At 44.8% G+C, this 14,417-nt stretch carries 14 protein-coding genes; 5 read left to right on the forward strand and 9 right to left on the reverse strand.

Annotated elements, in window-relative coordinates:
- Positions 1 to 22: 22 nt before the first annotated feature.
- Positions 23 to 640, forward strand: coding sequence for an adenylyl-sulfate kinase (gene cysC / locus MD535_RS22605; RefSeq protein ID WP_265677381.1), 618 nt, complete (start codon positions 23 to 25; stop codon positions 638 to 640).
- 145 nt (positions 641 to 785) lie between these two features.
- Here the strand turns inward: cysC and MD535_RS22610 are convergent, their stop codons facing one another.
- The 7 genes from MD535_RS22610 to MD535_RS22640 form a co-directional block, all read right to left on the reverse strand.
- On the reverse strand, positions 786 to 1,691 hold the full coding sequence (locus MD535_RS22610) for a TIGR03899 family protein (RefSeq protein ID WP_265677382.1): 906 nt from the start codon (positions 1,689 to 1,691) through the stop codon (positions 786 to 788).
- 362 nt (positions 1,692 to 2,053) lie between these two features.
- Positions 2,054 to 2,575 carry a DUF3299 domain-containing protein gene (locus MD535_RS22615; RefSeq protein ID WP_265677383.1) on the reverse strand — a complete coding sequence of 174 codons (522 nt, stop codon included), beginning with the start codon at positions 2,573 to 2,575 and terminating at the stop codon, positions 2,054 to 2,056.
- 10 nt (positions 2,576 to 2,585) lie between these two features.
- Positions 2,586 to 3,845: an ABC transporter permease gene (locus MD535_RS22620; RefSeq protein WP_265677385.1), complete on the reverse strand. Its 1,260-nt coding sequence runs from the start codon at positions 3,843 to 3,845 to the stop codon at positions 2,586 to 2,588.
- A complete protein-coding gene (locus MD535_RS22625; RefSeq protein ID WP_265677386.1) occupies positions 3,842 to 4,531 on the reverse strand; it encodes an ABC transporter ATP-binding protein in 690 nt (229 codons plus the stop codon). The genes MD535_RS22620 and MD535_RS22625 overlap by 4 nt, the downstream gene beginning before the upstream one ends.
- A gap of 63 nt (positions 4,532 to 4,594) precedes the next feature.
- Positions 4,595 to 5,359 carry a zinc uptake protein ZrgA gene (gene zrgA / locus MD535_RS22630; protein WP_265677388.1) on the reverse strand — a complete coding sequence of 255 codons (765 nt, stop codon included), beginning with the start codon at positions 5,357 to 5,359 and terminating at the stop codon, positions 4,595 to 4,597.
- A gap of 48 nt (positions 5,360 to 5,407) precedes the next feature.
- Positions 5,408 to 5,701 carry a DUF2607 family protein gene (locus MD535_RS22635; protein WP_265677390.1) on the reverse strand — a complete coding sequence of 98 codons (294 nt, stop codon included), beginning with the start codon at positions 5,699 to 5,701 and terminating at the stop codon, positions 5,408 to 5,410.
- Between the two features lie 129 nt (positions 5,702 to 5,830).
- Positions 5,831 to 6,382, reverse strand: coding sequence for a YtfJ family protein (locus tag MD535_RS22640; RefSeq protein WP_265677391.1), 552 nt, complete (start codon positions 6,380 to 6,382; stop codon positions 5,831 to 5,833).
- 280 nt (positions 6,383 to 6,662) lie between these two features.
- On the opposite strand from MD535_RS22640, the gene MD535_RS22645 reads away from it, so the two are divergent.
- Positions 6,663 to 6,863, forward strand: a complete 201-nt coding sequence (locus MD535_RS22645) for a DUF1107 family protein (protein WP_265677392.1) — start codon at positions 6,663 to 6,665, stop codon at positions 6,861 to 6,863.
- Positions 6,864 to 6,944: 81 nt separating this feature from the next.
- On the opposite strand, the gene msrA is transcribed toward MD535_RS22645, so the two are convergent.
- Positions 6,945 to 7,565 carry a peptide-methionine (S)-S-oxide reductase MsrA gene (gene msrA / locus MD535_RS22650; protein WP_265677393.1) on the reverse strand — a complete coding sequence of 207 codons (621 nt, stop codon included), beginning with the start codon at positions 7,563 to 7,565 and terminating at the stop codon, positions 6,945 to 6,947.
- Positions 7,566 to 7,731: 166 nt separating this feature from the next.
- On the opposite strand from msrA, the gene tamA reads away from it, so the two are divergent.
- The 3 genes from tamA (at position 7,732) to MD535_RS22665 (ending at position 13,700) form a co-directional block, all read left to right on the forward strand.
- The gene (tamA, locus tag MD535_RS22655) at positions 7,732 to 9,447 is read left to right on the forward strand and encodes an autotransporter assembly complex protein TamA (RefSeq protein WP_265677394.1); all 1,716 of its coding nucleotides are present in this window, start codon (positions 7,732 to 7,734) and stop codon (positions 9,445 to 9,447) included.
- Positions 9,447 to 13,265, forward strand: coding sequence for an autotransporter assembly complex protein TamB (gene tamB / locus MD535_RS22660; RefSeq protein ID WP_265677398.1), 3,819 nt, complete (start codon positions 9,447 to 9,449; stop codon positions 13,263 to 13,265). The genes tamA and tamB overlap by 1 nt, the downstream gene beginning before the upstream one ends.
- An 84-nt stretch (positions 13,266 to 13,349) precedes the next feature.
- Positions 13,350 to 13,700 carry a DUF2799 domain-containing protein gene (locus tag MD535_RS22665; protein ID WP_265677395.1) on the forward strand — a complete coding sequence of 117 codons (351 nt, stop codon included), beginning with the start codon at positions 13,350 to 13,352 and terminating at the stop codon, positions 13,698 to 13,700.
- Between the two features lie 69 nt (positions 13,701 to 13,769).
- On the opposite strand, the gene ppa is transcribed toward MD535_RS22665, so the two are convergent.
- Positions 13,770 to 14,300, reverse strand: coding sequence for an inorganic diphosphatase (ppa, locus tag MD535_RS22670; RefSeq protein ID WP_265677396.1), 531 nt, complete (start codon positions 14,298 to 14,300; stop codon positions 13,770 to 13,772).
- Positions 14,301 to 14,417: the final 117 nt, after the last annotated feature.

Genomic DNA, 14,417 nt, shown 5'->3' on the forward strand with positions numbered 1-14,417 from the left:
AGAGTGACTATTAAGGATTTATATGTCGGACATTACTTTAGATAAAGACGAGAACGTGATCTGGCATCAGCATTACGTCACCAAATTGCAGCGTTCAGAATTAAAGCAGCAAAAGCCAGTTGTATTATGGTTTACCGGACTTTCTGGTGCTGGGAAGTCCACGGTTGCGGGGGCATTAGAAACGGAGTTACTTCGTTTGGGTCACCACACTTACTTACTGGATGGGGATAATGTTAGACACGGTTTGTGTCGAGATCTTGGCTTTTCGCAACAAGACAGACGTGAAAATATTCGCCGTGTTGGTGAGTTAGCAAAACTGATGGCGGATGCTGGATTAATTGTACTTTCTGCCTTTATCTCTCCTCATAGAGAGGAGCGCGCGTTAGTGAAATCACTGCTTCCTGAAGGGGAGTTTTTAGAGGTGTTTGTGGACGCGAGTCTAGAGGTTTGTGAATCAAGGGATCCTAAAGGCTTGTATAAGAAAGCACGAGCAGGCGAGATCGCTAACTTTACTGGCATTGATTCTGAATATGAACAACCTATTGACCCAGATATTCATCTTCAAGCGAGCGAGAAAAGTGTCGCAACGTTGGTGGAAGACTGCTTAGCAGTACTTAAAGAAAAAGGGATCATTGGTTAATCTCACCCGATTACTATTCAGGCGATGATTTTATTCCATGTGATGACTTTATGTAAAAGGGCCAGGCTAGGTGGGTAAGGAATAGGGGGCACACTCTATTCCTTTGTATTCCTTTGTATCCCATGTTAGTGATGACTGACTATCATTAGACCTGGTGGTGAAAAGATGACGTTACTTCACCCGCGACAGTAAATTTTCTGTTGAGCAAATTCACCAGTTTCTCTTGGTAATGAGTATTACCGCGATGCCCTAACAGCTGGCATAATTCATTCCCTGTTGGAGTAAAGCGATAGTAGGTTAGCCGAATACCCTTTAGCTTCGATTGCAGCTGAAACTCGCTTCCCTGGTAGTTGAGTTTCAATGCAGGCTCTTGTGCTATCTCCCCTGATTCCAGTTCTGTGCCTAATAAAATCCCCAATTCTATGAGCAATAATAGGCTTGAATATGGCAGGTTAAACTCACCTAGGCTCAGTTCATCGAAGCTCTCTCTTTTTGAAAAGCTAAAGAGTCCCGCATGATGTTTGATCCCTAATAGTAGCTTTCGGCTACTGTCTGCACCAAAGCTGCACGCAAGAGAGGCGGCTCGTTGCAGTGTTTGAGCTTCTTTTGGTGTCATATCCCTAAGCGTTTTTAGTGCTTTCATTGAGGTGGATCCGGGATTAGTGACTTCTCTTTTGAGCACTTGCGCCCAGAGCTTTTGCATGGATGTATTATGAATATCCTGAGCCATATCAAAAAAGCGCAATAGCCAATCAAAATCGGGTTCGCTGGATACTTCGCTGTTACATGCTTGAAGTGACAACTTGACGATTTGCTCCAGGTTTTTTTGTCGTTGCTCTTTGCGCTGTTTGTCTCGTTGTATTGCTCGTTCAAAAACACTTTTGCTGGGGGACTCTTCACCGATGAGAGCATCAAGCAAGTGGGTTTGAGCAATGGCTCGGATACGACTCGCACTGTCACGCATATGAGAACTCTTTTTCTGAGTTTGCTCATTACGCGCGGATGTCGCCTCAATGATTGGAGATGGACTGCTGGTCGTTACATTGCTCATAGTCATACACTTGGCAGGTTGAATGAGAGTTTGGGATGAAAGATAAATTTAACGAGGTTTTGCCAATATGACTAGCGCTATTTGTGTGAGCTATTTTCCGATTTAACAATTAGAGCGGGTATGTTGTAAAAATACCTAGGCTAAATGATAAATATTTGTTAAATTTAGTGAGTAAGTAAGGGGGGCGTTATGCGGCACTCAGGAGAACCTAAACTCAAGAAACATATCTCGACGGTATTGTTACTAGGCGTCTATATCGGCGTGCTAGCGTATCTTTCAACCTATATCAGTTAAATACTATACGCTAGCAAACCATCCATTTTCGTTACGCAGTTTTTTGTTGCGTATTTGTTATGTGCATTCTAGTTATCATCGTAATCTTCAATATGGAGACCTTCAATTAAGTAACCTGTCTCGGCAAGTTCAGAATTGATGGTCTCTGTCTTCAGTGTTCCTACCACATAAATGACATCCCATAGACGATGCACTGGTGCGCCTTGTTTAAATTTCACATAAACGATTTGGTTTGGCGGTGGTGGTGGTACATGTATGCAAGCACCAAAATAGGGCACCAACAAAAATTCAGTCACGGTATCTTCATCGCCTTCTAGGGGGACGACAAAGCCTGGTATTTTTACTGTGCTGCCATTAAGCTCTTGACGAACGGTGCCCACTTTTGACTGTTCCATTTGCCCACCAGAGTGATTGGTTATAGGCATACCGACAGCATCAAACTGATTTCGCTCCGCTTCGGGGATTAAATCGATCCAATCAAGTTTCAGCACTTCGCTATCGGTATTTTCGCTACCTTGAGCGAGTGCTGTTGGTAGACATAAGCCCAGAGTCAGCATAATGACACAGCTTATGCGAGTGAATATTGTCATAAAGATCTCGTTATACTCGGATGGTCATACCATCACTTAAAGATTGTTGATAGGCACGTAATGCAGGGAAGAAGCCGATAAGGATCCCCGCCAGCTGCACAAAACCAAGTAGTAGCCATTCATGCTGGCTGATGCCTGATAAGGTTATACTAATACCATATTGTGACGCAATGATGGGGCTCGCAATGGCAAGTAGACCGTAAGTGCCTGCAACCCCCACTATTATACCGACAGTTGTTAAAGCCGTTGCTTCACTGACCAATAAGGCAAAAACATGTCTCGGTCTTGCCCCCATTGCCCGCAGAATCGCCATTTCACGTCGACGCTCTTGCAGGCTGGTTAATAAGCTAGATAACATTCCCATCAAACCAGCAACCACAACAAAAATAGAGACCATTAACAGAGCTTGCTCTGCCACGCTCATTAACCCCCAGAGTTCATGTAAGGCGATACCTGGCATGATGGCGCTTAATGGCTCTTGTTTGTAGGTGTTGATTTGTCTTTGTAGTGCAAATGTTTGAATTTTACTGTTTAGCCCAACTAGCATTGCAGTAATTTGTTTGGGTTGGAAGTCCAGATTTTCTAATTGTTTTTTACTCGGGGCATTACCCAAGTTAGCCCCTGTTTCCCACCCTACGTGTATGGCTTCGATAGCACCGAGTGAGACATGTACAGTTTTGTCTACGGGTGTCCCAGTTGGAGCCAAAACACCGACGACTTTAAAAGGGAGGTTATCATGGCGGCTGAAACTCACATCGCTAATACCATGAGCAATAATGATTTCACTGCCAATCTTATAGCCTAATGATTTTGCCACGTCTGAGCCGAGAACCGTTTCAAATACACTATCAAAAGCACGACCTTGGCTAAAGGTCAAAGCCTGCTTTTTGCCGTACTGATAGTGCTCAAAATAACTGTGATTGGTGCCCATGACTCTAAAGCCTTTATGCGAATCTCCAAGAGAGATAGGAATCGCCCATTTGACGGCTTTGTGCTGACTAAATTCCTCAAAGCTTCGCCAATCAATATTGTTCGTGGCATTACCAATGCGAAATACCGAGTAGAGCAATAAGTTGATTTGGCCTGACCGTCCTCCGACGATTAAATCGGTGCCAGAAATAGTATTAGCAAAACTACTTTTCGCTTGAGTACGAATGCGTTCAACGCCCATTAATAAGATAACGGAAATCGCCACGGTGAGTACGGTGAGTATGGCGGTGGTTTTGCGATTAAGCACGCTTTTCCAAGCCAGTTTTAGGGTGATACTCATGATGACCTCGCCTGATTTAAAACAGTCAAATTGGCACTGCGACTAAACAGTGGCTCTAAACTTGGATCGTGGCTAACGAATACCATGGTTGAGTTTGCTTGGTTTGCTTGCTCCATTAGCAGTGTAATGAAGGCTTCGCGATTGTCATGATCAAGTGCGGATGTGGGCTCATCTGCAATGAGAATTTCTGGTTGTCCGATTAAAGCGCGCGCAGCCGCCACCCTTTGCTGTTGACCGATACTTAGCTCAACAACAGGCTTCATCCATAGCAGTGGGTCAAGGTGCAACTGTTGTAGTAAGTGCTTAGCCTCGTTTTGCAGTGTACCTGACACTTTATTTCGTCGGTGCTGAGAAAACTCACAAGGGAGCGTGACATTATCAACAACCGACAGATAAGGGATTAGGTTAAATTGTTGAAAAATATAACCAATATGATCGGCTCGAAAACGATCTCGGTGCCGTGATGGCAACTGGGTCAAGGATTGCCCTAGTGCTTTTACCTCACCAGAGTCGGCAGTATTAATACCGGTTAGTAGGCTTAATAGTGTCGACTTTCCGCTGCCACTTGGCCCTTTTAAAAATAAGTGCTCACCTTGCTCGATGATGAGCTCTGGGATATCGATGGTGGGCGGCTGGTTTTTTTGCCAGCAAAAAGAAACATTGCTGAGCTCAATTACACTCGTCATAAAAACCTCACAAGATATGCCCCGAGCGAAAGCTCAGGGCAGCAGTTAACTGAGTCGAATCCGTTAAAATTGAATCGTAGTTGACGTGGAGTTGAGCTCACTAGCAGATTGAGCATTATCGGTTAATAGGTTGACGGATACTTTCTCGGTTGATGGGAAGTGAGTAAACCATTGGGTTTCAATTGTTGAGAGGTCAGATAGGTTTGAACAGCTAAATTGGTATTGCACGGTAAATTCGCCGTGTCCATCATGCTGGTCGTGGTCGTGGTCGTGGTCGTGGTCGTGGTCGTGGTCGTGGTCGGCGTGTTTCTCATGGTCATGATGCTCATGGCTGTCATGCTCGGCGTGTTTCTCATGGTCGTGGTGCTCATGGCTGTCATGTTCGGCGTGTTTCTCATGGTCATGATGCTCATGGCTGTCATGCTCGGCATGTTCCTCATGGTCGTGATGCTCATGGCTATCATGCTCAGCGTGTTTCTCATGTCCATGTTCTTCATGGTTGTCATGCTCGCCTAGCCCGTGTTCAACATGAGTATCAACGAGTGTACAGCCTAGCGAGCTTGGTAGGGTAAAGATCTTGTCCGCTTGGGCCAATAAGGCTTCAGCGTTAGCAAGTGTCTTCTTCTCGGCTTCACTTTTCGCATTATGCTCAAATCCGACAACATCGGCGCCCGGTGCTGTAATTTCGAATAATAAGTCTTGGCCGTCTTGAGCGATGTTCATTGCTACTTGTCCATGGACATGAGCGTCATGTTGACGAAACTCGTCATTTGCGACAGCAATAGGGGAAGCGATGATAGCGGCGAGTAAGGTCATACGTAATTTCATGGTGATTCCTAATAGGTAAAATATTGAGTAAAAATAGGGATGTATACGTTAACTTATCATCGGTGGAGAGCGTGCTGAAACAGACAAAGGAGGTTGATTTTCCACTTCATTGAAAGACGGTAAAGTGGTATCTGGAGTCAAGGTTGGAAGTTGAATGGCTAAGCTAGAGGTCGGGATAGAATGTGAGCCTTTGCCATAAAGCGCACACTGGTGATGCTGATGATCGCTATGTTGATCATAGTGATGTTCGATGGAAATAAAATTAATAGCGAGTAGAAGTAAAGCCAATGCGAGAGCATGATACAAGGGTGTATCTGATGTAACGGTATGGGTTCGTAACACGACATGAACTCTCGATTTAAATTCAATTGTTATAGTATAACAATTGAATTTTTTTTCCCAGATGAATGGTGAGGTTTATTTACGAGGGAATAAGCAAGGGAGAAAGGGACTCCCTTGCGGTGGTCTCACTTATAGGTTTTGTTTGATTAGCCCTAAAACGGTGTTAACTTCTTCGTCACTTAACACCCCTTCTTTCACGAATAGTACTTTCCCGGATTTATCTTGCACAATAATAGCGGAGCTTTCTGCTTCTAACTGCCATGCACTTGCCACCAGGCCATGTTCATCAAGTACCATGGATGACCAAGGAAACTCTTTCTTGCTGTCTTCTGCCGAGGATTTTACGAATGATCCCGTTCCCCACATTGCATCGTCTTGGTTGATCACTGTTGTCGTTTGATAGCTGTCTTCTGGGAATTTTTCATCAGTAATGGCTGCCATGAGTGGAGCGTTCATTTTTTTCGAGCTGCTACGTCCTGCAATAGCCTGAATCACGCGTACTTTTCCGAGCATTTGTGCACTCTTCCATGCGCTATAATTGATGGTGTCGCCTTCGAGTAAAAGCTCACCGTGAGCATCGACGGAGACGGAACGTGCTGCTGAGCCAACTTGTACATTGGTCGCAAATGCGAGTGTTGGCAGACAGAGTAACGTTAAAGAGAGGAGAGACTTTAGTTTCATTGTGATATTTCCATATTATTATTTGATAATCGCGATAACCATAGGTGAACCTTAGGTTAACTACAACTTGTCACTGTTAATTTGACCAAGACATGTACTGAACTTGATAAAATCATCACAAGCATAACAGTGATTTATAACTTGTTGCAAAGATGTTAATTTCATTTTGTCTAATGCGAAAGTTCAGGTATACTTGTCAATAGACGCAAAAGATATTGCGAGGCACCGCAAAAAAGCGCTGCAAGACGACATTTACTCAAATGGATATTGAGGTTAGGTTATGCTAAGAAAATTTACGGTTTATCGTCCTAAACAGATCGCAAAGTTTGTAAAAACGTTATTCAAAGGGCAATTTTTTATTGCTGGTCTTGGATTGTTTATGTTCGACAATGGCAAGGTGTTACTTCCGGGGATGGAAGACAGACGTAAACTGGATGCCTTTAAAGAGATTAATGGTGAGATTGCTGCGTTAGCGATGTAAGCAGTCTAGACCAAACAATAAAAAATGCCTCAGACTTGTCTGGGGCATTTTTTTTACGCTAATCTAGCATGCTGCCTATTTTTATTGAGGAGGGAAGCAAACGCCCGTTCCGCTTATACCGCAATAGCCATTGGGATTTTTTGCTAAATATTGCTGGTGGTAGACTTCAGCAAAATAGTAATGGTCAGAAAGTCGAATCTCGGTTTGAATGTCGCCTTTATTGCCCAGCGCCTGCTGAAATTGCTGTTTAGTGGCTTGTGCTAGTGTTAGCTGTTTGTCATCGTCGCAATAGATAGCAGAGCGGTACTGCGTGCCCACATCATTACCTTGACGCATTCCTTGAGTCGGGTCGTGTTTTTCCCAAAATACTTTGAGAATAGCCGTGAGCGTCGTGAGTTTGGTGTTATAGACAATACGCACAACCTCAGTATGTCCAGTCATGCCTGAGCACACTTCTTCGTAGGTTGGGTTGGGTGTATAGCCACCCGCGTAACCGACAGAGGTGCTCGTGACGCCAGGGAGTTGCCAAAAAACACGTTCTGCTCCCCAAAAACAGCCTAAGCCAACTATAATACTTTCTTCATGCTCTGCTAAAGGAGCGGTGATATCATTGTGGTATATAAAGTGTGGTTCCATTATGGCGATGGCATTTGCTCTGCCAGGAAGCGCTTCTGCTTCTGAAATCATGTCCGTTTTTCGCATAGGGATTCCTTCTTAGTCGACTATCGGCCGTGTGGGTAACGAAATATTGTATGAAAAATGATACTTTTCTATGGGTATGAGTTGTTAAATACAGACTTACAAATTGAACAGAGTTATCATTTAACGTAATAACAAAAATAGCGAATTTCAGTCTCGACAATAAAGCATGATAAAGAGAGTTTTTCCACCGCTAATGTTCATGGTCGCTTCAATGTCACTCATGGCAGCTGAAGATATCGAGTTGAACATCAATGGATTGAGCGGCCCGTTAAAAGAAAATGTGGATGCGTATGTATCTGCGATCTCCCCGAGCGAATACTCTACGTCGCTGCGTTTTCAATCTCGTATTACTAAAGAAATTCACTCAGCGTTGAATGCGTTAGGTTACTATCATGCTGAGATTCAGTTCTCGACCAATGAGCAGCAAGATGAATTAACGGTGGCAGTAACGCCAGGGCAACCGATGCGAATTAAACTGGTGGATGTTGAACTCACCGGAGAGGCAAAAGAAGACGCCGACTTTTTGCGCTTGATTCGGGTGACGCCAGTCAAAGAAGGACGGATACTCAATCAGGGTGAATATGACACGTTAAAGTCGAGTCTTCGCAATTTAGCCTTGCAAAAAGGCTACTTTGACGGCGCGTACACACTGAGTCGCCTCGAAGTTGTGCCAGAGCTCAATCAAGCATTCATTCGGTTACATTTTGATAGCGGCATTCGTTATAAATTTGGGTCTTCCACGATAACAGGTAGCCAGATAGATATTGACCGCGTGCAATCACTACAGCCATACAAAAGTGGTGATTACTATCAGGTTGGAAAGGTGGGGGAATATAACCAAGGTTTGTCGAACACCGAGTGGTTTTCGTCGGTGTTTGTTGAGCCCGACTTGGAGCAGGTTGGCAAGGGTCGAGAGTTGCCGATGAAGGTGTCACTCGCGCCGCAGGTAAAAAATCAATTTGAAACGGGTTTAGGTTATTCGACCGATGTCGGGGCGAAAGTTAAGTTTAAATGGAAAAAGCCATGGATTAACTCTCGTGGTCACAGCTTTAATACCAGTCTTGATTTATCCATTCCTGAACAACAGGTCACTGCCGCCTATAAAATTCCATTAGATGATGTGTTGAGAGATTATTACGTGATTCAGTATGGCCTGAAAAACGTCAATCGTTCGGATAAAAAGACGCTCGAATCTAACTTGGGTTTTGAACGGCACTGGGTGCTCGATAGTGGTTGGCACCGTACCGCTTACATCCGATATTTGGTTGAAGACTATGAGCGTAATTTAGAAGGCGATGTTGGTCAGTTTGTTTTACCGGGGCTTTCTTACTCACGTGTAGTATCTCGTGGTGGTGTATTACCAATGAGTGGTAATAAACAAACCATTATGTTCGAGGTCGGTGATAAGCGGGCGTTATCAGAAACCTCGGTGTTTAGAATGCGAGGGACCTCAACATGGATCAGCAGTATTGGCGAAAACCATCGCGGCATATTTAAGGTTGATGTTGGTGCCAACATTGCCGATGACCCTTCGAAACTCTCGCCATCTTTGCGTTTCTACGCGGGTGGTGATAACAGTATTAGGGGTTATGACTATGAAAGTATTTCTCCTGTTGATACGGGTGGGACTAAGACTGGTGGCCAATATTTGGCAACCAGCACGCTAGAGTATCAATACCGTATCTACAATAACTGGTGGGCGGCAACGTTCTTTGATGTGGGTGATGCCTTTGATGATACGCCAGTTTGGAAGCGTGGTGCGGGTGTTGGGATACGTTGGGTATCACCAGTAGGGCCTATTAAATTTGATTTTGCTAAGGGACTCGATCAAAAGCCTGAGGCAGAATGGCGAGTTCACTTTAGTCTAGGGCCAGAGTTATGATGTTAAAAGTTTGGCGGGTGACAAAGTGGTTGTCTGTGACCTTCATACTGATGGTGACGCTCTTATTGGCAACCCTTGCCTTTGCATTGTTTACCAATACTGGATTAACGGCCATTTTATGGGGAGCAAACCAAGCGTTACCTGAACTTAAAGTAGAGTCAACCAAAGGGGCGTTATTTCCTCGTTTTACTTTAAATAATGTAACGTTTAAAGATGATTCTCTATTTATCGATTTAGCGGCAGACTCTCTGACACTAGCCGTCGATCTCAATTGTCTCAGTGATCCTAGAGTGTGTATTAATGAACTGTCGGTTCAGGGACTCGACTTTTCCATGCCTGAAATCGCGCCGAGTGAGCCTTCTCCTGAACCTTCAGAGCCGCTTACTAGTATATCGACACCCATTCCCATCGCGATCGGTAAGGTGAATCTGGCTGATATTAAACTGGATATTTTGGGCACAAAAGTGAGTTGGGACAGCTTTACGACATCGCTTTCTATGACCGGCTCGAAACTAACTATAGGTAAAACCCTGCTTGCGACCCCGAGCGTAGCGTTACCTCCGGCAGAAGAGGTATCAGAGGTCGCAGCTAAGAAAAACACCTCGATGGCGAATACGGCTGTAGCTGCTGAGACCTCGACAGCAGTTAAGAACTCTGTAACGGCAGAGCCTGCGCGCGCAATTGAGTTGCCAGAAGTCCTCATTCCTTTATTCGTCAATATTACTCGCCTTGATATTCGAGACTTTACCTTACAGCAAGAAGAGCCGATTGTTGTCCATCACCTTGGGCTGAAAGGCTTCGCGGGTAAGCATGATGTTCATGTTGAAAGTCTTGAATTAGCTATGCCGCAGGTTGATGCTTCTTTGTCGGGCAACGTTGCACTAATAAAAGACTACCCCCTTGATATCACGTTGGATGCCCAGTTAAAAGAAACGGATCTTGCTGGACAAAAACTGGCGCTTACCGCTAAGGGCAGTGTTGGTGATTTGCACTTGGATAGTCATTTTTCAGGGGTTATTGACGCCGCCTTATCTGGGAATATTCAGCCATTAGCGCCTAGGTTACCGTTTGATGTTGTTTTGTCGGATGGCAAGGCTGCGTGGCCTTTGAAAGGTGAGAGTGAGTATCAGGTTATTGTTGACCAGCTTAAAGCCAAAGGGTCGTTGGACAGCTATGAAGTGGCGTTAAAAACCCAGGCATCGGGTAAGCCAATTCCAGATGTTGCTGTTGAATTACAAGGTAAAGGCGATCTTAAACAGATTAATCTTGAAACGTTGACGATCAACTCTCTGGGTGGCTCCATTCAAGGTTCGGTCATGGCGAATTGGGAAGCGCCTGTCAACTGGAAGGCGGACATGATGTTGTCGCACATTCAGCCTGGACTGCAATGGCCAGAAGCCGAAGGAGACATTAGTGGCCAAATCGTGACTTCAGGTGCGTTGACCGACGCTGGTGGCTGGCAAGTACAAGTACCTAAACTCGACATCGTCGGTATTTTGCGAGATTACCCATTATTGGTAAAAGGGCAAGTAGAGGCTGCGGACAAGTCAGGATCAGGAGAGCTGAGTGTCAATACGGATGGCTTGTCGTTAGCGCATGGCCCAAACAATATGAGCGCGAAAGGCAGCTTGCGTAAAAATTGGGATATGAATGTCTCCATCGACTTTCCCGATCTAGCCAAGACTGTCCCTGACTTACAAGGTTTGTTGGTCGGCACCATTGCCCTAAAAGGTAAGATGCAAGAGCCTGATGTACGTTTAGATCTGCAGGTCAAGAAGGCTAAATGGCAGCAAGAGGCGAGTATCGACACGTTATCGCTTTCCGGTGAAGCGAAACCATTGCCTATAGATCAGGCTAAAGCCGATATTCGTTTGCAGGCCTCGGGCATTCAATATCAAGAACATAATGTTGATTCACTCGATGTCAGTTTACAAGGCACGCAGGCAAAGCATGAACTGGACTTAGATCTGGTTTCAACGTTGCTCTCCGCTCAGTTAAGTGTTGTCGGTGAGCTCATTGATAAACCTAGTTTGATATGGTCTGGTGAGTTGGCAAGCGCTCACTTTGAAACGGAGCAAGGGCCGTTACACCTGCAAAACCCGATTCAAGTGAAAGTTGATGTAGACAAACAAAGTGCTGACGTCAGCGCCCACTGCTGGAAGCAGTCAGAGTCGCGTGTTTGTTTAGAAAAGGATATTCAAGCCGGCACTTCGGGTGAAGCGTTGGTCACGTTGAAGAACTTCAATTTTGAACAGATTAAAGCGTATGTTCCTGAGCAAACCCGCCTAGAAGGTTCGGCCAGCGCCACTATATGGGCGAAATGGGCACCAGAGGTCTCGCCTGAAGTGAAAGTAGACGTTAGATTACCAAAAGGGCAGGTAACTCAGGAGTTAGAAATCCCGCTTGTGGTTGGGTGGGAGTCGATAGAACTCAAAGCCAACTTGGCCAATGACCAATTGGATGCATCTTGGTTACTTGATGTTACCGATAATGGCGACCTATCAGGCAAAGTGACGTTGCCTAATGTACTGGAAGAGGACAAGCAAATTGAAGGCGAGCTAAATCTCTCCACGTTTAATCTTGACTTCTTACAGCCCATCATTGGTGAATTTAACAAGCTGCAAGCTAACTTATCATCCTCTATTCAGATAAAAGGCGATGCTCTGCACCCTCAATTGTACGGCGATCTTAAAGTAGAAGACTTATCACTGAAAGGTGATATTTCTCCGATACAGGTGGAGTCTGGTGGACTTGTGCTTAATCTCAATGGTTATGATGGTAAGCTTGATGCAAAAATTCAGACCACCGATGGCGAACTGTTGATCAACGGCGACGGGAATTGGCAAGATCTACAAGATTGGCGAACAAAACTGCGAGTCTTTGCTGAAGAATTAAAGGTCGATGTGCCACCAATGGTCAAAGTGAAAGTGGTACCTGATATGACCATTGAGGCCACACCAAAGCTGGCTAAAGTCACTGGTAGCATTGGTTTACCATGGGGACGCATTGTAGTCGAAGAGCTGCCACCAAGTGCGGTAGCGGTGTCGAGTGATCAGGTGATACTCAATGCTGACTTAACACCGCAAGACGATTCAATACCAGTACCTTTCAATATTGAAACTGACGTTTCAATCTCTATTGGTAATGATTTCACCGTCTCTGCTTTTGGTCTTAAAGGTGGTTTGCGCGGCAAGCTTCATGTCTCTCAAAAAGATAAAGGGCCATTTATCCAAGGGGAAGTGAACATTGTGAATGGTTCTTATAACTCTTTTGGACAGGACTTACTCATCGATGAAGGTAAGATCCTGATGACCGGACCTGTGGACCAACCTTACGTCAATATTAAAGCCATCCGAAACCCAGACACTACCGCTGATGATGTGACAGCTGGTGTGAAAGTAACGGGGTTGGCAACGCAGCCGAAAATCGAGATATTCTCAGACCCAACGATGCCACAGGCGAATGCTTTATCTTATCTACTTCGTGGTCAAGACATCGATGGTGAGACCGGAGGCAATGCGCTGACAACGACGCTAATTGGTTTAAGTTTGGCAAAAAGCGGCAAGGTGGTCGGTGAAATTGGTCAAGCGTTTGGGGTTCAAGACCTACAATTAGATACCGCTGGTACGGGGGATGACTCTCAAGTTACCGTTAGTGGCTATGTATTACCGGGCTTGCAGGTAAAGTATGGCGTCGGCATCTTTAACTCACTGGGTGAGTTCACTATCCGTTATCGCATTATTGAAGATTTTTATGTTGAGGCGGTGTCGGGGCTCTATAGCTCTGTGGTCTTCTTATATCAATTTGAAGTTGATTGATGGCCGTTTAACTCGAGAGATGCTGCTACAGTTAATAAGTTATAAGACCGATTAACTAAGCTGAAAGTTTGCGTGAGGTTAGCCATGAAAAATTATAGCGTGCTGATTTTAGGGCTACTGATGGTAGGGTGTGTTCAATTACAGCCACCAACAGGTGATGATAACCAAGCATGGCAAGAGTTTGGCCAAGCTTGGGCCATGAAAGGCTACGTTATCAAAGATCGTAGTGAGTTGGAACAGGATACGCCCTCTTTGAGTCTTGCTCAATATAAGCAATATCAAATGGGGTATGCGTTAGGAAAGGAGACGTATTGCCAGCAGGACCCATTTGTTTTGGGGTTGAGTGGTAAGATTTACTACGGGATTTGCCAAGATGTTAGCCGTACCTATTTGGAAGAATATTGGCGAGGGAAGCAATCTAGAGCTAAGCGCTGATAGAATGATGTTCCAGCGTTAAGTGAGTATAATCAAAAAGCGCTCATAAAGAGCGCTTTTTGATGGTGACTATTTTTGTTGTGCTCGGTCATAGGAGCTGATGATTTCCTCTCGAGCGGCGTGAATATCAGCCCACCCTTCTACTTTTACCCATTTACCTGGCTCTAGTTCTTTATAACGCTCAAAAAACTGGGTAATTTGGGCTTTAAGTAGCTCAGGAATATCATTTACATCTTGGATGTGTTCGTACTCTTTTGATATTTTGCTGTGCGGAACAGCAAAAATTTTAGCATCTTCGCCCGATTCATCCGTCATTTTCAGAACGCCCACTGGGCGACAGCGAATGACAGAACCTGGGATGAGTGGATACGGTGTTGGTACGAGAACATCCACAGGGTCGCCATCGAGTGAAAGTGTGTCGTTAACATAACCATAGTTGCAGGGATAAAACATAGGTGCGGACATAAATCGGTCGACAAAGACAGCACCAGAGTCTTTATCCACTTCATATTTTATCGGGTCGGCGTTCGCCGGGATTTCAATGACGACATAAATATCATCAGGCAGTGACTTACCAGCAGGTACGTGGTTCAAGCTCATTTGGATTTTCCTTCTTGATTCTAAATCCCTATAGATATTAAGGATAGGCGTTATCATTCAAATGGATTAAATAAAGTATATACGCTGAAAATTAAAACAAAAAGTGCCTCACTGAGA

The organism is Vibrio qingdaonensis, assembly GCF_026191675.1.
GTDB lineage: Bacteria > Pseudomonadota > Gammaproteobacteria > Enterobacterales > Vibrionaceae > Vibrio > Vibrio qingdaonensis.